An 18,649-nucleotide genomic window follows, 5' to 3' on the forward strand; every position below is an offset into this window, starting at 1 on the left:
CGCAAGGTGAGTGCTGATGCCCACCTCGACCGCGAACGAGGACATCCGTACGTCCTTCTGGCCGCGCGTGCGCGAGTTCGCCGTGCCGGCCTCCATGATCGAGACCGCGACCGTCCGCCGCCGCGCCGGGGACTGGGCGGGGGCGTGTGCCGCCGCGGGCTTCGACGTCGATCTCAACCTCCGTGCCGTGGCGTGCGATCACGGCCGGGAGCTGGCGTCCCGGGTCCGGTCCGATCTCCGCGCCCTCGCTCCCGACCTGCTGCGCTGGCACATGCCGAGGATCGCCCCGGACGGGCTGCTGCGGCCCGGGCTCACCCTGGCACTGGCCCGGTACGAGGCCGTCGAGGGCCCTGTGCATCTCGTGGCCCGGACCGCGCCCGCCTGGGCGGATGCCGGGCAGCGGATCAGCCTCGCACTGTGGTCCCGGTCCACGACCGACGCCGTACGGCATCCGCACCCGCGCCCCCACCGACGGTTCCGCCTCGATCTGCACCGGCATCTGTGGGATGCGGGCCGGGCCGGGGAGTTGCGGGGGCGGTCCGGGGCCGATGAGCCCCCGTCTTCGTCGTCGACCGATCAACTCTCTTTTGATGAGCCGGAGTTGATGGTGCCGCACGACTGTGCCGTCGATCGTTGGGCCGCCGAGGCGCGGCTACTGCTGGCAGCCGAAGGGCGGTTGCGCGGTGACGTGTCGGTGCGGTTCGGCGGACGGCAGCGGCTGGTACTGGAGGTCACCGCGGACCACCACCTGATACGTCCCGGGCCGGCACCCTCGGCCGGCGGACTCTCCACGCTTCCCCTCCTGCCCGACGCGGCGACCTGGGTGCTGCCCGACCTCCGACTGCTGCGCGCCGGCGCGATCGAGGCGGATCGACTGCACCCCCTGGTCGCGGCCGCGTTGGCACCGGACAGCGCGGCCGGCGGACCACCCCGCACCCCCGACCGGCCCGGACAACCACGTCTCGTGGAGTGCCGGGGAGCCCGCCACCGGATCGGCCTGGTCGACGGGGTGCTGGCCCCGCTGGACCACGACCCGGACGAGATCCGGCGGGAAGAACTGCTGGTCGCGCTGACCGGCACCCCGCTTCCCTGCCTCCAGGCGATCGACGAGGCCCACCGCCGTCCGCACTGCCTGGAGGGCGTCCGCGAACGTCTCGTGCACGGCGACACCGCCGGCGCGCTGGCCGTCGTGGAAGGACTGCTCGGGCCCGAGGCCCTGCTGCGCACCGGCCCCCTGCGGGACGAACTGGAGGCGGCCGCGCTGCGGCGCATCACCTACGGCCTCTTCAGGGCGGGTCTGGCGGAACCCGGGCCCGCCAGGTTCCGACCGCGTCCGGCCGGTCGTGACTCCCGCACCCGGCGTACCCGCCCGCGTCACACGGCCTGAATCGTCCACCGGGGAAACCGTCCCCTCCTCCTGACCCACTCCTAGCCCCCAGGTGATCACACATGCCCATGAGCGCCCCTGCCCCCGCGTCCCAACTCGACATCGCCGCCGACCTGTTGGCCCTCCTGCGCGACTCCACCACCGAACCGCGCCCCGACTCCCAGCTGGAGGCCCTCACCCTGGCCGTGGCCGCCGATCTGCCCGTGCTGCTGTGGGGTGAGCCCGGCATCGGCAAGACCGCGGCTCTCACTCAGCTCGCCGCGGCCCTGGACCTGCCGCTGACCACGGTGATCGCCAGCGTGCACGAGCCGTCCGACTTCTCGGGGCTGCCCGTGGTGGGGGACGATCCCGCGACCCAGGGTGTGCCGATGGCCCCGCCGGACTGGGCGGTACGGCTGGTGCGGGCGGGCCGGGGGCTGCTGTTCCTCGACGAGTTGTCCACCGCGCCGCCCGCCGTCCAGGCCGCGCTGCTCAGGCTCGTCCTGGAGCGCCGCATCGGCACGCTGCAACTGCCGCCCGGCGTAAGGATCGTGGCGGCCGCCAACCCCCGGTCCTCGGCGGCCGACGGCTGGGAACTGAGCCCGCCGCTGGCCAACCGGTTCGTCCATCTGCAGTGGACCCACGACCACGAGGTCGTCGTACGCGGACTCGGCGGGACCTGGCCGCGGGCCACCCTGCCACGGCTCGATCCGCGGAAGCTGCCCCAGGCCGTGGAGTTCGCCCGCCGCGCGGTGTGCGGGCTGCTCGCCGCGCGGCCCACGCTCGTGCACCGGCTGCCCACCAACGAGACCCGGCGGGGCGGTCCTTGGCCGTCGCCGCGGAGCTGGGACATGACGCTGTCCCTGATCGCCTTCGCGACCGCCGCCGGCTCCGCCCGCGACGTGCTCTCCCAGCTGGTCCGGGGCACGGTGGGCGACGGTCCGGGCCTTGAGCTGCTGGCGAGCCTGGACCGGCTGGACCTCCCGGACCCGGAGGACGTGCTCGCCGATCCCGCGGGGGCCGTCCTGCCCGAGCGCGGAGACCTGCGGCAGGCCGTGCTCGACGGAGTGGTGGCGGCTGTACGCGCACGTCCGGACCGGGCCCGCTGGGACTCGGCGTGGGCGGTGCTGGCCCGGGCGCTGGAGACCGGCGCGCCGGACCTGGTGGTCGTGCCCGCGACCACGCTCGCCTCGCTGCGGCAGCAGGACTGGGAGGTGCCGGCGACGATCGAGCGGCTCGCCGGGACGGTGGCGCTGTCCCGCCGGGCGGACCGGGCGGCTGTCGCCTCGAAGCCCCGCCGATGAGCGCGGACACCCTCGAAGCGAGGGGACACCTGGACCGCGACAAGCTCTTCGCCGCCCGTCTGCACGCCGCCCGGGCCCGCCCCTACCTCGCCACCGCGCTGTTCGCCCTGCACACCGTCGAGTCGAAGCGGGTGCCGACGATGGCCGTCGACCGGCACTGGCGGTGCTATGTCTCCCCGGCGTTCGTGGACCGGATGCCGGTCGAGGAGCTGGCGGGTGTGTGGGTGCATGAGGTGTCGCATCTGCTGCGCGACCATCACGGCCGCGGTGACCGGGTCGCCCGGGAGCGCGGGCTGACCGGTGCCGGGGACCGGCTGCGGATGAACATCGCCGCGGACTGCGAGATCAACGACGACGTGTACGGTGACGGGCTGGTCCAGCCCGAAGGGGCCGTCCGGCCCTGGCGGTTGAAGCTGCCCGAGGGGCAGCTCATGGAGGAGTACCTGAGCGGGATCAGTCTCGGTGCGCTCGCCCTCGACCTGGCCTGGCTGGACTGCGGCAGCGGTGCCGACGGTCTGGAGCGCGAGTGGGATCTGGGCCCCGACGGGGCGGACGGGCTGAGCGAGCAGGAGCGGGACGCGGTCCGCTTCCGGGTGGCGCAGGGCATCAAGGCGCACCCCGGGAGCACCCCGCAGGGCTGGCAGCGGTGGGCCGAGGAGGCGTTCCATCCGCCGCAGCCGTGGCGGGACCTGCTGGGCGCGGCGCTCCGTTCGGCGGTCTGCGGCTCCGGCGCGGGCGACGACTACAGCTACGGCCGTCCGTCGCGCCGCTCGGCGGGGGTGCCCGGCGTGGTGCTGCCGAGTCTGCGCCGACGGCCGCCGCGGGTCTGCGTGATCATCGACACCTCCGGCTCGGTCAGCGACGGCGAACTGGGCAGCGCCCTGCTGGAGGTCGCCGCGATCTCCCGTGCGGTGGGCGGCCGCCGGGACCTGGTCAACGTGCTCTCGTGCGACGCGGCGGCCGGGGTCGTGCGTCCGCTGTGCCGGGCCGAGGGCATCCCGCTGGTCGGCGGCGGGGGCACCGACCTGCGCACGGGCTTCGAGAAGGCCCTGCGCTCCCGCCCCCGTCCGGACGTCGTCGTGGCCCTGACCGACGGCCAGACGCCCTGGCCGAGCGCGCGTCCCTCCTGCCGTACGGTCGTCGGCCTGTTCCCCCGGCCGGCGAGGAGCCGGGCACGACGCGAGAACAACCCCGAGTACGAGCCGGACACACCGCCCGCCTGGGCCCGCGTGGTGGAGATCGGCTCGGCGTCCGGAGGTCGGTGAGCCACCGAGCCGCGAGCGGGGCGGCCGACCCCACCGCGCCCGTGGGGTGGACGTGGAGGTGGTGGACCGCGAGATCATGGGGGTCGGCGGAGTCCGGAGCACAGCGCGGGCCTGGGTGGGAGGAACGGCATGACCAATGTCGACGTGCACCAGCATCTGTGGACTCCGTCGCTCGTGACGGCCTTGAGGGCGCGCCGCGAACCGCCGTACCTGGAGGGCTGGACGCTGTATCTGCGCGGCGAGCCGCCCTACGACCTCCCGCCCGCCGACCACGACGTGACCCTGCGCGCGGAACGCGCCGCCGCCGACGGCCTCGATCTCGCGCTCGTCTCCCTCTCGGCGCCGATCGGCGTGGAGTGGCTGCCCGCGGCCGAGGCACGGCCGCTGCTGGACGCCTATCACGAGGGCGCGGCCGCGCTGCCCGCGCCGTTCGGGGCGTGGGCGGCCGCCTGCGTGCGGGACATCGATGCCGGCGCGACGGCCGCATACCTCGACCAGGGGTTCGTCGGCCTCCAGTTGCCCGCCGACGCCCTTGTGGACGCGGCCGGTTACGCCCGGTGCGCTCCCCTGCTCGATCTGCTGGAGGAGCGCGACCTCCCGCTGTTCGTGCACCCGGGGCCCGCGGCCGGTGGCTGCGAGGGGCCCGGCTGGTGGCCCGCGATGGTCCCGTACGTCCAGCAGATGCACGCCGCCTGGTTCGCCTTCCGCGCCTACGGCCGCCCCCGCCACCCACGGCTGCGGGTCTGCTTCGCGCTGCTGGCCGGGCTCGCCCCGCTGCACGGGGAGCGGTTCGCCGCACGCGGGGGCGGCGGGGCCCAGCCGGATCCGTCGGTCTTCGTCGAGACGTCCTCGTACGGGCCGCGTGCCGTCGAGTCCGTCGCGCGTGCCCTGGGTGTGGAGGCCGTGGTCCAGGGCTCGGACCGGCCGTACGCGGAACCGCCGCAGCACCCCGGCCACGGGCTCGGCGGAGCGGCGGCGTACGCCTTCCGTATCGCCAACCCGCGGCGACTGCTGACCGGGAAGGAGTGACCGGCGACCGCACGTCCCACGACCAGGACAAGTCAATTATTGGCAACGGTTTTCACATACCGGTCGCCGGGACTGTTTACGACAATCATTTCCATCTAGCGTGACGGGGCAATCAGAACCGCGCTTGGAGGATCCATGCCCACGTCCCCGTCTTCCCGCCGTCTGGCGCTGCTCGCCGGTGCCTCCGTCGCCCTGCTGGCAGGCTGCGGCAGCTCCTCGGACTCCGGGAGCGACGGGAGCGCCTCCGCCGCCCCGGCCGCCTCGTCCAAGGTCGCCGTCGTCGCCTCCACCGACGTCTACGGCGACATCGTCTCGCGCATAGGCGGCGACAGGGTTTCCGTCACCTCGGTCATCAGCGACCCCGACCAGGACCCGCACTCCTACGAGGCCAGCACCCAGAACCAGCTGGCCCTGTCGAAGGCGAAGGTCGTCGTCGAGAACGGCGGTGGCTACGACGACTTCGTGGACCGGATGCTCAAGAGCGGCGGCAACTCCTCCGCCGAGGTGATCAACGCGGTGAAGGTGTCCGGAAGGACCGCTCCCAAGGGCGGCGAGCTCAACGAGCACGTCTGGTACGACTTCCCCACGGTCGCGAGGATCGCCGACCGGACAGCCGCCGCCCTCGGCAAGGCCGACCCCGCGAACGCCGCTGCCTACACGAAGAACGCCGACGCGTTCAAGGCCGGCCTGAAGCCGCTGGAGGCCAAGGAGGCGCAGATCAAGAAGGAGCACGGCGGCGCGGCGATCGCCATCACCGAGCCCGTGCCGCTGTACCTGACCGGGGCGAGCGGCCTGGTGAACAGGACGCCCGCGGAGTTCAGCGAGGCCATCGAGGAGGGCGACGACGTCTCCCCCAAGGTGCTCCAGGAGACCCTCGCCCTGTTCACCGACAAGCAGGTCAAGGCCCTGGTCTACAACGCCCAGACCTCCGGCCCGCAGACCGAGAGGTCCGAGAAGGCGGCCAAGGCGGCCGGCATCCCCGTGGTCCCGGTGACGGAGACCCTGCCCAGCGGCAAGGACTACCTGGCCTGGATGACCGGAAACGTCGACGCGCTCGCGAACGCACTGGCCAAGTGAGCGCGGTCATCAGCCTGCGCGGGGCCGCTCTGTCTTACGGCCCCCGCTCGGTCTGGCGCGACCTCGAACTCGACGTGCAGGCAGGAGAGTTCCTCGCCGTGCTGGGTCCGAACGGAGCCGGAAAGACCAGCTTCGTCCGGGCCCTGCTCGGCCGACAGCCGCTGTCCGCCGGGGAGTTGACGGTCCTCGGCCGTTCTCCCCGGGAGGCCGCCCGGCACATCGGGTACGTCCCCCAGCAGGCGGCCCTGTCCGCGCAGGCGATGCTCCGCGCCCGTGACCTCGTGCGCTTCGGCATCGACGGACACCGCTTCGGGCCCCGCCTGCGAACGGCCGCCGTGCGCAAGCGCGTTGACGAGATCCTCGCCTCCGTGGGCGCCTCGGCCCATGCCGACGTGCCCCTCGAGCAGTTGTCCGGCGGCGAGCGGCAACGCGTCCGGATCGGGCAGGCCCTCGCGACCGACCCCCGCATCCTGCTGTGCGACGAGCCGTTGCTCTCCCTCGACCTCCATCACCAGCGCGCGGTCACCGAGTTGGTGGACGCCCGCCGCCGGTCCCACGGCACGGCGGTGGTCTTCGTGACCCACGAGATCAACCCGGTGCTCGGGCTGGCGGACCGGGTGCTGTACCTGGCGCCGGGCGGCCATCGCGTCGGCAGCCCCGACGAGGTCCTCACCTCCGAGTCCCTGTCCCACCTGTACGGCACCCGGGTCGACGTCGTCCGGGTGCACGGCCGGGTCGTGGTGGTCGGCGCCCACGACGACCACGCGCACCACGTCCCCGAGGAGGTCCGCCCATGAGCGTCTGGCACCAGATGTTCGACTTCGAGAACTACGGCGAACTCCTCGTCCTGGTCCGCAACTCGCTCATCGCCGGAGCGGCCCTGGGCCTGGTCGGCGGTCTCGCCGGGGTCTTCGTCGCGATGCGCGACCTGCCCTTCGCGGTGCACGGCATCAGCGAGCTGTCCTTCGCGGGCGCCTCGGGGGCGCTGCTCCTGGGCACGAACATCGTGGCGGGCTCGATCACCGGGTCGCTCCTGGCGGCCGGTGCGATCGGCCTGCTCGGCACGCGCGCGCGTGACCGCAACTCGGTGATCGGCATTCTGATGCCGTTCGGACTGGGCCTGGGCGTGCTCTTCCTCGCCCTCTACAAGGGCCGGGCGGCGAACAAGTTCGGCCTGCTCACCGGCCAGATAGTCGCCGTGGACACCCCGCAGACGACCTGGCTGCTCGTGACCTGCGCGGTGGTCCTGATCGCCCTCGCGGTGATGTGGCGCCCACTCGCCTTCGCCAGCGCCGACCCCGACGTCGCCGAGGCCCGCGGGGTTCCGGTGCGCGGGTTGTCCTTCGCCTTCATGATCGTGCTCGGCCTGGCGGTCGCCCTGGCCGTGCAGGTCGTGGGCGCCCTGCTGGTGCTCTCCCTGCTGATCACCCCCGCCGCGGCCGCCGCCCGCGTCACCGCGTCGCCGGTCCTGCTGCCGCTGCTCAGCGTGGCCTTCGCCATGGCGTCGATCGAGGGCGGCATCCTGCTGGCCCTGGGCAGCAGCATCCCGATCAGCCCGTACGTCACGACGATCTCGTTCGTGCTCTACGCCGTCAGCGCCGCGGTAGGCAGACACCGGACCCGGAGCCGGGGCGCCCGGCGCACGGTTGCGGCGCCCGCCTGAGCCCCGTGTTACCCGTTCCGCTCCCGTACGGCCCGCGGTGAGGCCCCCAACTCCTTCCGGCAGGTCTTGTTGAAGGCCTGGAGGTCGGGGATGCCGACGGTCGCCGCGATCGCGGGGATGGCCAGGGTCGAGGCGATGAGCAGGTGCCGGGCGCGTTCCATGCGGCGGCGCCGGATGTAGGCGACGACGGTGTGTCCGGTGTCCTCGCGGAACAGCCGGGTCAGGTGGGTGTGCGAGACCCCGGCGGCACGGGCGATGCCGGGGACGGTCAGGGGGCCGGCCAGGCGCTCCTCGATGTGGGCGATCGCCGTCCGCAGCGCGGGGTGCCGGGTCCGGTCCTCGCCGGCGCCGGTCAGGCCGGTCGTGCGCCACAGCACCGTCCACAGTTCGGCGGCGGCCCGGGCCGGGGACTGCGCGCTCGCCGCGACCGTCCGCCGCAGCAGCCCGGTCAGCACCGCCGCGTCCGCACCGGCGTCCTGCATCACCGGCACCTGGCGCCGCTCGCCGTCGCCCGGCAACCGGAAGTGGGCGTACAGGTGCTCGCAGCGCGTGGCGTCGTAGTGGAAGTGCACCTCGGTGTCGGGTGGGACGAGGCTCACGTGTCCGGGGCGGATCGGGTGCCGGGAGCCGCCGAACTCCAGAGTGCCCGAGTAGCCGTAGAGATGCAGCTGCCACAGGTGGGGGAGCCGGAACACGTCGTGCGGGCCCGCGGAGCCGTGCACGCCGACGCCCGCGTTCTCCACGTGGGGCGGCAGGTCGAGGGCCAGGTCGACGTGGCGTGTCATGGTGGAAAATTACCAGTGGTCGTCGATTACGGCCCACGACAGCATGGGCTGTGGTTCCTACGGTTGCCGTATGTCAACCACACGACAGCTGCTGAACTCCGCCCAGGTGGCGCGGTTCGTGGCCCACGGCTTCCTGCGCCTGGACGGCATCGTGCCCCGGGAGATGAACGAGGAGGCGCTCGGGGTCTTCGCCGCCGGGCTGCCCTCCGTGCCGTACGGCACTCCCGTACCGAAGGCGTTCCCCGAGGGCTCCTTCGCCCGCCGGCTCGTCGAACTGCCCGTCGTCGCGGGGGCGTTGGAGAGTCTGGTGGGCCCGGATCCGACCGTCGACCACCACTTCGTGCACACCCGAGAGCCGCGGGAGGGCAGCGCGCAGCCGCTGCACGCCGACGCCGTCATCGATGTGCGGCACGACGCGTTCGACGTCCAGCTCATGTACTACCCGCAGGAGGTCACCGCGTCGATGGGCGGCACGCTCATCGTGCCCGGCAGCCATCTGCGCCGGGTCAACGAGTCCGACACCGGCCGCTACCAGAACCTGCGCGGCCAGACCCGGCTGACCTGCCCGGTCGGCACGGTCGTCCTGCTGCACCACGGGATCTGGCACGGCGGGCGGCGCAACGACAGCGACCTCGTCCGCCACATGTACAAGATCCGCTTCAACCCGACCGTGCCGCAGGTGCGGTTGTGGGACACGGCAGACCTGGACGCTCCCGCCGTCCGGGAGGAACTGGGGCGCGGTTTCCCCTGGTACGAGCAGGCCACCGGCCGGCTGGAGATCCTCAACCGGATCAGGCTGTGGCGTGCCCTGTCCGGCGATCCCGCGTTCGACGTCGAGTACTGGGCCACCCGCATCGCCAACCGGCCCGCCGCACGAAGGAGCCAGACGTGACCATGTCCCCCACCGTGCGCCAGCAGGTTCTCGTCCTGTACCTGGACACCTCCGCGCTCGACTCACGGGTCGTCGGCTGGGCCCGCTACGACGGCACGGGCACCACCCGTCCCACGACCGGGGACAGCGACGAGCCACCGTACGAGACGGGCCTCGCCGCCCTGGAGGACGGCTGGCGGCTCTTCCAGGCCGCGCAGCTCGTGCCGCCGTATCCGGGGACGGAGCACGAGACGTCGTTCCTCAAGCACGAGTTCTTCTTCGAGAAGCTGGTGAGCGGCGGAAAGCTGGTGAGCGACGAATGAGACGCAGCTCATAGTCTCGACGCTCGAAATGTGGTCCAATACGCCATAAGTAGGACGAATCGGACTCCGCCCTTCGAGGAATCACACCACATGACGCACCCCCGTCTGTCCGCCGGACCCGCCCCCTTCCTCTCCACGGGGACGCTCCGGGAACTGTCGGAGGCGGCCCGGGCCGCGGGGACCGGGCAGGTGCTGGACGAGCTGTGGACGGCCCGCCGGTTTCTGGACGGAACACCGGCGGCCGTCGCGGTCCTGGACGCGGATCTGCGCTATCTGTATCTCAACGACACTCTGGCGGAGTCCAACGGACTTCCCGTCGAGGAGCACCTCGGCCGTCCCATGCCGGAGGTGATCCCCGGCTCCGGGCCCTCGGCGGAGGTGGCCCGCGAGGTGCTGCGCACCGGACGGCCGCAGACGGTCGTGTTCGACGGCCGGGCTCCCGACGACACGGTGGACGTGCCCCGCTGGTGGCTCGGCGCCTTCCACCGGCTGGAGGGCGAGGACGGCGAGATCCTCGGTGTCGCCGCCGTCGTCATGGAGGTCACCGAGGACATCCGGCAGCGCGAGTCGCTCAGACGGGCCCAGGAACGTCTGGAGCTGCTGGAGGAGATCGCCACCCGGGTCGGCGGCACGCTCGACGCGGCCGAGGCCTGCCGGGCACTGACCGATGTGCTCGTGCCGCGGTTCGCCGACTACGCCGCCGTGGACGTACTCGACCCCGAAGGCACCCGCCGGGCCCCGGCCACCCCCGTTCCGGTGCGGCTGCGGCGCATGGCGGTGGCCGCCGCTCCCGGCATCCCCGAACCGCTCACCCCCGCGACCAGGAGCGGCGAGGTGATCTTCCACCAGGCCAGTTCGTCGATGTCCCAGGTGCTGACCGGGCACAAGCCCATGGTGCTCAACCGTCCCGACGACGACACCGTGCGCCTGCTCGCCCCCACGCGGCAGCGGCTGGAGCGCTACCGCGCCCTGCAACTGCACTCGGCGGCCTACCTGCCCCTCATGGTCGGCGGTGAGCCCGTCGGGGCGGTCATGCTCGGCCGCAGGGCGGACTCCCCCGAGTTCGCTCCGGACGAGGTCGAGCTTCTGGAGCTGCTGACCGCGCGGGCCGCGACGGGCATCGGCCACGCCCTGCGCTACACCCACGAGCACGAGACCGCGCTGGAGATGCAGCGCGCCTTCCTGGCCACCCCGCACATACCGGGGCCGGGCGTGGAGATCGCCAGCCGTTATCTGCCCGCCGGCCGGGGGGCCGAGGTGGGCGGCGACTGGTTCGACGCCGTGGCACTGCCCTGCGGACGCACCCTGCTCGTGGTCGGGGACGTCATGGGGCACGGGGTGCGGGCCGCCGCGGCCATGAGCGAGTACCGCTCGCTGCTCCGCGCGCTCGCCCTGCAGGGCCTCGCCCCCGACCGGCTGCTCACCGAGGCGGACCGCACCGCCCACGCGCTCGACCTGGACCGCGTCGCCACCTGTGTGCTGGCCCTGCTGGACCCCGCAGCCGGAGAAGCGGTCCTGGCCACGGCCGGCCACGTCCCGCCCCTGCTGGTGCGGCCCGGCGCCGTCCCCGAGCTCGCGGACCTGCCGGTCGGACCTCCGCTGGGCACGGGTTCCGGCGGATACGAGAGCCGGCGCTGTCCGATGCCGCCGGGCACCCTGCTGCTGGCTTACACCGACGGGCTCGTGGAGCGACGCGGCCAGGACATCGACACGGGCCTGGCCGCCCTCGCCGGCCTCCCCGTCACCGCCGGACAGGCCCTGCCGGACGTCCTGAACACCGTCCTCGACCGGCTGGCCCCGGCGAACTCGGAGGACGACGTGACACTGCTGGCGGCGCGCACCCATTGAAGACCAACCCGGCGCCGGCCAGGCTCGACGCAGGCCTCACCGATCGGGGCAGCCCTCGTCCGACCCCCTGACCCGCCGTCCGGCGCCGTCGGTCACCTCGGCGGCCAGTGCGTCGGCCGACGGGCGCGTGAGGCGGTACGCGGCGGCGGCCGTGCAGATCATCTGCCGCACCCCGGTGTCGGTCAACGTGTCCATGCCCGGCGGGAGTCGGATCGTCATCGTGCCCTCCTTCACCGTCACCGTCGGGCCGTCCGACAAGGGCTCGCCGGGGGCGCCGGCGGTGGCCGCCGGGCGGGGCGCGGAGGTCGGCAGGCCCGGCACCTCGGTGGAGAAAACGCCCAGGCGCCCCTCCCCGTCCAGCGGACCGGCGATCAGCAGCCTCAGCGCCGCCTCGGGGTCACCGGGCAGCTCGGTCGTGCGGGGCGTCGCGACGAGTGCGCCGTTCTCGACGAAGTAGACCGGCGTCATCGGGAGGGTTCCGCTCGCCGGACCGCCGGCCTGCACCACTCCGGTCGCGGGGATCCCGCAGGAGGTGAGCGCGAGGAGCATCAGCAGCGGGACGCGGCGCAGGGCCTTCATGACGGGTTCTCCTCGGGCGACTCGTCCCGCAACAGCGGAAGTTCTACGGTGAAGACGGCGCCGCCCGCCGGGTGGTTGGCGGCGCGGACGGTGCCGCCGTGGATGCGGACGTTCTCGGCGGTGATGGACAGGCCGAGGCCGCTGCCCTCGGAGCGGATCCGGGCGCTGTCCGACTTGTAGAACCGCTCGAAGACATGGGGCAGGACGTGGTCCGGGATGCCCGGGCCGCTGTCCCGAACCTCGATCACGGCCACCGCTTCGTCGGCGCTCAGGCGCACCCGTACCGGACGGGCGCCGTGCCTGAGCGCGTTGCCGACCAGGTTGGCGACGACCACGTCCAGGCGGCGCGGGTCGACCCGTCCGCGCACCGCGTCCGGTGGGGGCAGATCGGTTGCCACCGTGCCCGTCCAGCCGCGGGAGGCCAGGGTGCGGCGGATCGACTCGGCGAGGTCGATCTCGTCCAGGTGCAGCACCGCCGCGCCCGCGTCGAAGCGGGAGATCTCCATCAAGTCGTCGACGAGCCGGGCGAGTTTGACGGTCTCCTCGCTGATGAGCCGGACCGCGGTGGCCGTGTCCGGGTCCAGTCGGGCGGCGTCCTCGTCGAGGACGTCGGTGACCGCGGACATGGCGGCGAGCGGGGTGCGCAGTTCGTGCGAGACGTCGGCGGCGAAACGCCGGGCCCGGGACTCCATCTCGCGCAACTCGGCGACCGACGCCTCCAGCGCCGCGGCCGTCTCGTTGAACGTGTGGGACAGGTCCGCGAGTTCGTCCGAGCCGTTGACCGCGAGCCGGGTGTCCAGGCGCCCTTCGGCGATCCTGCGGGTGGCGAGCCGCAGTTTGCGCACCGGCACCAGCACCCCGCGGGCGGCGAGGAGCGCGAGCACGACGGCGAGCGCGAGGGCAGCGACCATGGCCCGTTCCACGGCGGTGACCAGGGCGTCGACGTACGCCTGTTCCGTGGTCTGCGGAACGACGAGGAACACCTGGACCCCCGTGGAGGTGGGGGCGGTGTCGCGGCCGCCGAAGAGAATCGACATGCCGACGACGAGGGAGGTGCGTCCGTCGCCGCGCACCCGTTGGAAGACGGTGGCCCGGCTGGAGCCGACGGCCTCGCGCAGGGCGGGCGTCACCTCGGTGAAGGGGTCTCCCGGGGCGGAGGAACCGCTGAGGTCCCCGTACGTCACCAGCACCCGCCAGCTGCCCTGCGACTCGGTGGCCGCCGTGTCGTGCGCGAACTTTCGCAACGCCGATTCGCCGGGTGGCAGGGCGAGTTCGGCGGCGTGCTGGTTGAGCTGCGCCCGCAGTTGTCTGATGGTGGCGTCCTGGCTCTGCTGGAGCACTCCGGTGCGCGCCTCGCGGAAGGTCAGGGCCCCGGTCGTGATGGCCGCGACGGAGGCGACGAGTCCGAAGGCCACCACCAGGCGGGCGCGCAGGCCCCGCAGCCGGCGCTTCCTCACGGCGCCGCGAAACGGTAGCCGAAACCGCGCACGGTGTGGATGTAGCGGGGTGCGCGGGGCGGCTCGGACATCTTGGTGCGCAGTCGTTTGACGCAGGCGTCCACCAGGCGGGCGTCACCGTGGTAGTCGTGCTCCCAGACCGCCTCCAGGAGTTGCTGACGGCTGAACACCTGGCCCGGTGAGGCCGAGAGGGTGAGCAGGAGTCGCAGCTCCGAGGGGGCGAGAGCGATCGGCTCGCCGTTCAGCGCGACGGTCAGGCCGGCCCGGTCGACGGCCAGGTCGCCGTAGGTGTCGATCTTCGGCAGGCCCTCGGCGCCGGCCGTGCTTCCGGCCGCCCGGCGCAGGACGGCCCGTATGCGCGCGTCGAGCACCCGGGCCAGGACGGGTTTGACGACGTAGTCGTCGGCGCCCGCCTCCAGACCGACAACGATGTCCACTTCGTCACCCCGAGCGGTCGCCATGATGATCGGCAGGGTCTGGTCGACGGCCCGTATCGCCCGGCACACCTCCAGGCCGGGCATGCCGGGCAGCATCAGATCGAGGACGACGATGTCCGGCCGGAAGGCCCGCAGCCGGTCCATCCCCTCCTCGCCGGTCGCGGTGGCGGCGACGTCGTGGTTCTGGCGGCGCAGGGCGAGGGCGACGCCCTCCCGCACGGCGGGGTCGTCCTCGATCAGCAGTACACGTGGCATGCGCACAGTATCCACACGACCACGACCACCAGGAGGGTTATCGGTTCGTTACCCTCCGGGCCAGGTCCGATCACATGGCGATCACATCGTGAACGACCGTGACAGCGCACAGACGAAACCCCGCCGGCCGCAGTCGCCGGATGCGCTCCGGGCGGAGCGTGAAGAGCCAACTGCTGGGCGGTCTGGCCGCGTTGGCGGTCTTCGCGGCCGTCGGTGGCGCGGTGGTGGCGTGGCTGCCGTCCGACGCGAAGACAAGGTCCACGGCTCCCTCAGCAGTTGAGGGTCCGGCGCCCCCGAGGGACATCGGGTCGCCGGAGCCGGAGTCGAGTTCCGAGGAGTCCGGCGCGCCTCCCGGTCCCTCCACGACCCCCCTCCCCCACAGCGGTCCGGGGACCTTCGTCGTCGCGCCCGGCGGGAGCGAACGGGTCGGCAAGGGCACGCCCCTGCGCTACCGGGTCGAGGTGGAGAAGGGCATCACGCTCTCCCCCGAGGACGTCGCCGCGCAGGTGGAGCGGACCCTGGCCGACCCGCGCGGCTGGACGGCCGACGGCCACTCGGCGTTCCAGCGGGTGTCCGACGGCCCCACCGACTTCGTGGTCCGCCTCGCCACCCCGGCGACCGTCGACGAGAAATGCGCCGAGGGCGGCCTCGACACCGGCGGCACGGTCAACTGCAGCGTGAACCGCGACGTGATGGTCAACCTCAGGCGCTGGGTCCTGGCCACCGAGTTCTACCGCAAGGACGTCGTCGGGTACCGCTCGCTGATCATCAACCACGAGGTGGGTCACTTCCTCGGCCACGGCCATGTCACCTGCCCCGGCGAGGGACAGCCGGCCCCGGCGATGATGCAGCAGATCAAGGGCCTGCTCGGCTGCGTCCCCAATGTCTGGCCGTACGACAGCGACGGCCGTCTCGTCACGGGGCCCTCCGTCCCGTGACGTCTTGATCCCCGACTCTCAGGAGTGCACATGGAGTTACGCGTACGCCGCAGACATGCCGCCATGGCCGCGGGGGTGGCTTCCGCGACCCTGGTCCTCGCCGGACTCCCGGCCGGCGCGGGAGCCGTCGCCGACGTCTCCGCCAGGGGCGCCCGTACGGCCTCTGCGGTGAAGACGGTCACGCTCGTCACCGGCGACCGGGTCCTGGTGGACGGCACCGGCCAGGTCTCGGGAGTGGAGCGGGCACAAGGCCGGAAGAACATGCCGTTCTCGATCCGGAACGTCGCCGGGCACACCCGGGTCGTCCCCGGTGACGCCGAACTGCTGCTGGCCAAGGGCACGTTGGACCCGCGGCTGTTCGACGTCACCCAGCTGATCAAGGACGGTTACGACGACGCGGGCCGTTCCGACCTGCCGCTGATCGTCACGTTCCGCGGCAAGAAGGCCCCCTCGACGAGTCCGTTCACCGAGGCCGGGGCGCGGATGGGACGCCAGTTGCCCGTCGTCAACGGCAGGGCGATGCGCTCGGCCAAGAAGCACGGGGCCGGGTTCTGGAAGGCCGTCACCCACAAGTCCACAGACGGCACGGCGGAGTTCACCGCCGACGCCGGCGTCGAGAAGCTGTGGCTCGACGGGAAGCGCCACGCCTCCCTCGACAAGAGCGTCCCGCAGATCGGCGCACCGACCGCCTGGGCCGCGGGATTCGACGGCACCGGGACCAAGGTCGCCGTACTGGACACCGGCATCGACACCAGCCACCCCGACCTGGCGGGCAAGGTGGTCGCGGAGCAGGACTTCAGCGGCACCGGCACCACCACCGACAAGTTCGGCCACGGCACGCACGTGGCGTCCACGGTGGCCGGCAGCGGCGCGAAGTCGGGCGGGAAGTACAAGGGGGTCGCGCCGGGCGCCCAGCTCCTCAACGGCAAGGTCCTGGACGACGACGGCGCCGGCACGGACTCCGGGATCATCGCCGGCATGGAGTGGGCGGTGGCCCAGGGCGCGGATGTCGTCAACCTGAGCCTGGGCGGCACCGACTCCCCCGGCATCGACCCGATGGAGGAGGCCGTCAACCGGCTCTCCGCCGAGTCGGACAGCCTCTTCGTCATCGCGGCCGGCAACGAGGGCGACGGCGAACGGACCGTCGGCTCGCCCGGCAGCGCCGCGTCCGCGCTCACCGTGGGCGCGGTCGACAAGTCCGACGCGCTCGCCGACTTCTCCAGCCGCGGGCCGCGCGTCGGCGACAGCGGGGTCAAGCCCGACCTGACCGCGCCCGGTGTCGCCATCACGGCCGCGGCCGCCGCGGGCAGTTCCCTGGAGGAGTGGTACCCCTCCGACATCCCCGGCTACCTCACGCTCGACGGCACCTCGATGGCGACCCCGCATGTCGCGGGCGCCGCCGCGATCCTCGCGCAGCAGCACCCCGGCTGGGGCGGCGAGCGCCTGAGGGCGGTGCTCACCGGCTCGGCGAAGCCGGGCGCGTACAGCTCCTTCCAGCAGGGCACCGGACGTGTCGACGTGGTCCGGGCACTGGACCAGGACGTCGTCACCGAGCAGGGCCCGGTCGACTTCGGCGTCCAGCAGTGGCCGCACGACGACGACAAGGCGGTGACCAAGCAGCTCACCTACCGCAACCTCGGCACCGAGCCGGTCACCCTCGACCTGTCCGTGGACGCCTACGCGGTGGACGCAAAGCCCGCCGCCGAAGGCATGTTCACCGTCTCCCCGCAGCGCGTCACCGTTCCGGCGGGCGGCGAGGCGAGCGCCGAGGTCACCGCGGACACCCGCGCCGGCACCGTCGACGGCAGCTTCGGCGGCTCGGTGTCGGCCACCTCGGCCGACGGCAAGGTACAGGTGCGGTCCGCGGTCGGCGTGGAGCGCGAGGTCGAGTCGTACTCGCTGACGCTCAAGCACACCGACGAGGACGGCAAGCCGACCGGCGACGCCCTCACCTCCGTCGCGGACCTCTACGGCGACTTCTACGCCGAGTACGCCGACGAGCAGGACGGCGAGCTGACGGTACGGCTACCCAAGGCCGACTACCTCCTCACCGGGATGATCCACCCGTCGTTGTCGTCCGACCGGCACGCGGTGCTGATCCAGCCCAGGCTGCGGCTGGACAAGGACACGACGGTCGAGGTCGACGCCCGGCAGGCGAAGCCGGTGGACATCACCGTGCCGGACCCGGCCGCCGTGAACAACGACGCCGCGGTCGCGATCGGCTACGGGCGGGGTGAAGGACAGGACGACGCCTCACTCCAGTTCCTGATGCCCACCTTCGAGGGCTCCCGGTTCGGGCGGCTCGGCCCGGACGAACCCGTGGACGGGCTGACGTCCCTGTACTCCGGCGGCTGGGCCGGCCAGGACAAGGACGGCAAGCCGGTCAACTACAACCTGGGCTGGTACCGCGAGGGCAGCCTGGACGGCTTCACCGCGAAGGTCGGGCGCAAGCAGCTGGCCAAGGTGAACCTCCAGGTGGGCGAGCCGGTCGACGGCCGGCGCGTCCAGGCCGAGGTGACCGCACACCTGCCCGACGGGCGGCTGGTGACCGGCTGGTCGGACATGCGCGGGGACCTGCCGTTCCAAAGCACCGAGTACATCCTCGACAACGGCGTGAAGTGGTCGCTGCGCACCTGGCAGCTCTCGGGAGAGGGCCGCGACTCGGTCTTCGAGAGCTTCCAGATGCGCATGCCGAAGACCTGGCAGGCAGGCCGCACCTACCAGGAGCGGTTCGCCGTGGGCGTCTTCGGACCGGTCATGAACCGGCCCGAGGACATCGGAGTCGCCAGGGGCTACCCCGGCGCGGGCCGCTCCGGGAACACCCTCAGGGCCTACCTGCCGCTGTTCGGCGACGGCTCCGGCCACTGGGGCATCAGCAACCTGGCCTCGGGGACGTCCAGGCTGGAGGCGAACGGCAAGGAGATCCCCGACGACTACGACACCCCGGTGACCGACGGTCTCACCGAGTACACGCTTCCGGCGCAGGACACCGCGTACAAACTGACGGTGGACGGCTCCCGCGACCCGGCCGTCCACGGGATCAGCACCCGCGTCCACGTGGAGTGGACCTTCCACTCGGCCACGACCCCGGAGGGTGACTTCGCCGCACTGCCGCTGTCGGCGGTCCGCTTCAGCCCCGACCTGACCCTGGCCAGTACGGCGAAGGCCGGCAGGAACTTCGAGGTGCCCTTCACCGTCGAGGGCGCGGCGGCGGGACAGCGCCCGGCGAAGCTCGCCTTCCAGGTGTCGTACGACGACGGAAGGACCTGGCAGCCCGCCAAGTCCGTCGGCGGCACGCATCTGTCGCTGAAGCACCCGGCGTCGGCGGGTTCGGTCTCCCTGCGCGCGGAGCTGACCGACCGGGCGGGCAACACTCTGACCCAGACGATCGAAAGGGCCTATCTGACCACCCCGTAACCCCCTCGGTACGCATCTCTGCCCGGGACGGCCTC

The 18,649-nt window shown here is 72.7% G+C and carries 16 protein-coding genes; 12 read left to right on the forward strand and 4 right to left on the reverse strand.

Features of this window, described 5'->3' with window-relative positions:
- Window positions 1-16: 16 nt before the first annotated feature.
- The 7 genes from ABZT02_RS02370 to ABZT02_RS02400 all read left to right on the forward strand — a co-directional run bounded on the left by ABZT02_RS02370 (window position 17) and on the right by ABZT02_RS02400 (window position 7,704).
- A complete protein-coding gene (locus tag ABZT02_RS02370; protein WP_356013348.1) occupies window positions 17-1,387 on the forward strand; it encodes a hypothetical protein in 1,371 nt (456 codons plus the stop codon).
- 62 nt (window positions 1,388-1,449) lie between these two features.
- Window positions 1,450-2,670 carry an AAA family ATPase gene (locus ABZT02_RS02375; protein WP_356013350.1) on the forward strand — a complete coding sequence of 407 codons (1,221 nt, stop codon included), beginning with the start codon at window positions 1,450-1,452 and terminating at the stop codon, window positions 2,668-2,670.
- Window positions 2,667-3,935, forward strand: a complete 1,269-nt coding sequence (locus tag ABZT02_RS02380; RefSeq protein WP_356013353.1) for a VWA-like domain-containing protein — start codon at window positions 2,667-2,669, stop codon at window positions 3,933-3,935. The genes ABZT02_RS02375 and ABZT02_RS02380 overlap by 4 nt, the downstream gene beginning before the upstream one ends.
- Before the next feature lie 129 nt (window positions 3,936-4,064).
- Window positions 4,065-4,964: an amidohydrolase gene (locus ABZT02_RS02385; RefSeq protein ID WP_356013355.1), complete on the forward strand. Its 900-nt coding sequence runs from the start codon at window positions 4,065-4,067 to the stop codon at window positions 4,962-4,964.
- A 135-nt stretch (window positions 4,965-5,099) separates the two neighbouring features.
- Window positions 5,100-6,041 carry a zinc ABC transporter substrate-binding protein gene (locus ABZT02_RS02390; RefSeq protein WP_356013358.1) on the forward strand — a complete coding sequence of 314 codons (942 nt, stop codon included), beginning with the start codon at window positions 5,100-5,102 and terminating at the stop codon, window positions 6,039-6,041.
- The gene (locus ABZT02_RS02395; protein ID WP_356013360.1) at window positions 6,038-6,838 is read left to right on the forward strand and encodes an ATP-binding cassette domain-containing protein; all 801 of its coding nucleotides are present in this window, start codon (window positions 6,038-6,040) and stop codon (window positions 6,836-6,838) included. The genes ABZT02_RS02390 and ABZT02_RS02395 overlap by 4 nt, the downstream gene beginning before the upstream one ends.
- Window positions 6,835-7,704: a metal ABC transporter permease gene (locus ABZT02_RS02400; protein ID WP_356013362.1), complete on the forward strand. Its 870-nt coding sequence runs from the start codon at window positions 6,835-6,837 to the stop codon at window positions 7,702-7,704. The genes ABZT02_RS02395 and ABZT02_RS02400 overlap by 4 nt, the downstream gene beginning before the upstream one ends.
- A gap of 8 nt (window positions 7,705-7,712) precedes the next feature.
- On the opposite strand, the gene ABZT02_RS02405 is transcribed toward ABZT02_RS02400, so the two are convergent.
- Window positions 7,713-8,489 (reverse strand): AraC family transcriptional regulator, encoded by a 777-nt coding sequence (locus ABZT02_RS02405; protein WP_356013364.1) that lies wholly within the window; start codon window positions 8,487-8,489, stop codon window positions 7,713-7,715.
- 70 nt (window positions 8,490-8,559) lie between these two features.
- Between ABZT02_RS02405 and ABZT02_RS02410 the strand changes: the two genes are divergently transcribed.
- The 3 genes from ABZT02_RS02410 (at window position 8,560) to ABZT02_RS02420 (ending at window position 11,531) form a co-directional block, all read left to right on the forward strand.
- On the forward strand, window positions 8,560-9,381 hold the full coding sequence (locus ABZT02_RS02410) for a phytanoyl-CoA dioxygenase family protein (RefSeq protein ID WP_356013366.1): 822 nt from the start codon (window positions 8,560-8,562) through the stop codon (window positions 9,379-9,381).
- 2 nt (window positions 9,382-9,383) lie between these two features.
- Complete coding sequence (locus tag ABZT02_RS02415; protein WP_356013692.1) at window positions 9,384-9,683, forward strand: hypothetical protein; 300 nt, start codon at window positions 9,384-9,386, stop codon at window positions 9,681-9,683.
- A 90-nt stretch (window positions 9,684-9,773) separates the two neighbouring features.
- On the forward strand, window positions 9,774-11,531 hold the full coding sequence (locus tag ABZT02_RS02420) for a SpoIIE family protein phosphatase (protein ID WP_356013368.1): 1,758 nt from the start codon (window positions 9,774-9,776) through the stop codon (window positions 11,529-11,531).
- A gap of 36 nt (window positions 11,532-11,567) precedes the next feature.
- On the opposite strand, the gene ABZT02_RS02425 is transcribed toward ABZT02_RS02420, so the two are convergent.
- Genes ABZT02_RS02425 through ABZT02_RS02435 form a run of 3 tightly spaced genes read right to left on the reverse strand, consistent with a single transcriptional unit; the run spans window position 11,568 to window position 14,259 of the window.
- A complete protein-coding gene (locus tag ABZT02_RS02425; protein ID WP_356013371.1) occupies window positions 11,568-12,110 on the reverse strand; it encodes a hypothetical protein in 543 nt (180 codons plus the stop codon).
- Entirely contained in the window at window positions 12,107-13,567 is a 1,461-nt protein-coding gene (locus ABZT02_RS02430; RefSeq protein ID WP_356013373.1) for an ATP-binding protein, read from the reverse strand. Before ABZT02_RS02430 ends, ABZT02_RS02425 begins: the two co-directional genes overlap by 4 nt.
- Window positions 13,564-14,259, reverse strand: a complete 696-nt coding sequence (locus ABZT02_RS02435; RefSeq protein ID WP_356013375.1) for a response regulator transcription factor — start codon at window positions 14,257-14,259, stop codon at window positions 13,564-13,566. The genes ABZT02_RS02430 and ABZT02_RS02435 overlap by 4 nt, the downstream gene beginning before the upstream one ends.
- A gap of 158 nt (window positions 14,260-14,417) precedes the next feature.
- Between ABZT02_RS02435 and ABZT02_RS02440 the strand changes: the two genes are divergently transcribed.
- Both ABZT02_RS02440 and ABZT02_RS02445 read left to right on the forward strand, forming a co-directional pair.
- Entirely contained in the window at window positions 14,418-15,197 is a 780-nt protein-coding gene (locus ABZT02_RS02440; protein WP_356013377.1) for a DUF3152 domain-containing protein, read from the forward strand.
- Window positions 15,198-15,227: 30 nt separating this feature from the next.
- Window positions 15,228-18,614, forward strand: a complete 3,387-nt coding sequence (locus tag ABZT02_RS02445; protein WP_356013379.1) for a S8 family serine peptidase — start codon at window positions 15,228-15,230, stop codon at window positions 18,612-18,614.
- Window positions 18,615-18,649: the final 35 nt, after the last annotated feature.

The sequence above is a fragment of the Streptomyces sp. NPDC005402 genome (assembly GCF_040606575.1).
GTDB lineage: Bacteria > Actinomycetota > Actinomycetes > Streptomycetales > Streptomycetaceae > Streptomyces.

Coding starts and splice junctions, on each gene's coding strand:
- ABZT02_RS02370 (WP_356013348.1), top strand. CDS start 17: ATGCCCACCTCGACCGCGAACGAGGACATCCGTACGTCCTTCTGGCCG.
- ABZT02_RS02375 (WP_356013350.1), top strand. CDS start 1,450: ATGCCCATGAGCGCCCCTGCCCCCGCGTCCCAACTCGACATCGCCGCC.
- ABZT02_RS02380 (WP_356013353.1), top strand. CDS start 2,667: ATGAGCGCGGACACCCTCGAAGCGAGGGGACACCTGGACCGCGACAAG.
- ABZT02_RS02385 (WP_356013355.1), top strand. CDS start 4,065: ATGACCAATGTCGACGTGCACCAGCATCTGTGGACTCCGTCGCTCGTG.
- ABZT02_RS02390 (WP_356013358.1), top strand. CDS start 5,100: ATGCCCACGTCCCCGTCTTCCCGCCGTCTGGCGCTGCTCGCCGGTGCC.
- ABZT02_RS02400 (WP_356013362.1), top strand. CDS start 6,835: ATGAGCGTCTGGCACCAGATGTTCGACTTCGAGAACTACGGCGAACTC.
- ABZT02_RS02405 (WP_356013364.1), bottom strand. CDS start 8,489: ATGACACGCCACGTCGACCTGGCCCTCGACCTGCCGCCCCACGTGGAG.
- ABZT02_RS02410 (WP_356013366.1), top strand. CDS start 8,560: ATGTCAACCACACGACAGCTGCTGAACTCCGCCCAGGTGGCGCGGTTC.
- ABZT02_RS02415 (WP_356013692.1), top strand. CDS start 9,384: ATGTCCCCCACCGTGCGCCAGCAGGTTCTCGTCCTGTACCTGGACACC.
- ABZT02_RS02420 (WP_356013368.1), top strand. CDS start 9,774: ATGACGCACCCCCGTCTGTCCGCCGGACCCGCCCCCTTCCTCTCCACG.
- ABZT02_RS02425 (WP_356013371.1), bottom strand. CDS start 12,110: ATGAAGGCCCTGCGCCGCGTCCCGCTGCTGATGCTCCTCGCGCTCACC.
- ABZT02_RS02435 (WP_356013375.1), bottom strand. CDS start 14,259: ATGCCACGTGTACTGCTGATCGAGGACGACCCCGCCGTGCGGGAGGGC.
- ABZT02_RS02445 (WP_356013379.1), top strand. CDS start 15,228: ATGGAGTTACGCGTACGCCGCAGACATGCCGCCATGGCCGCGGGGGTG.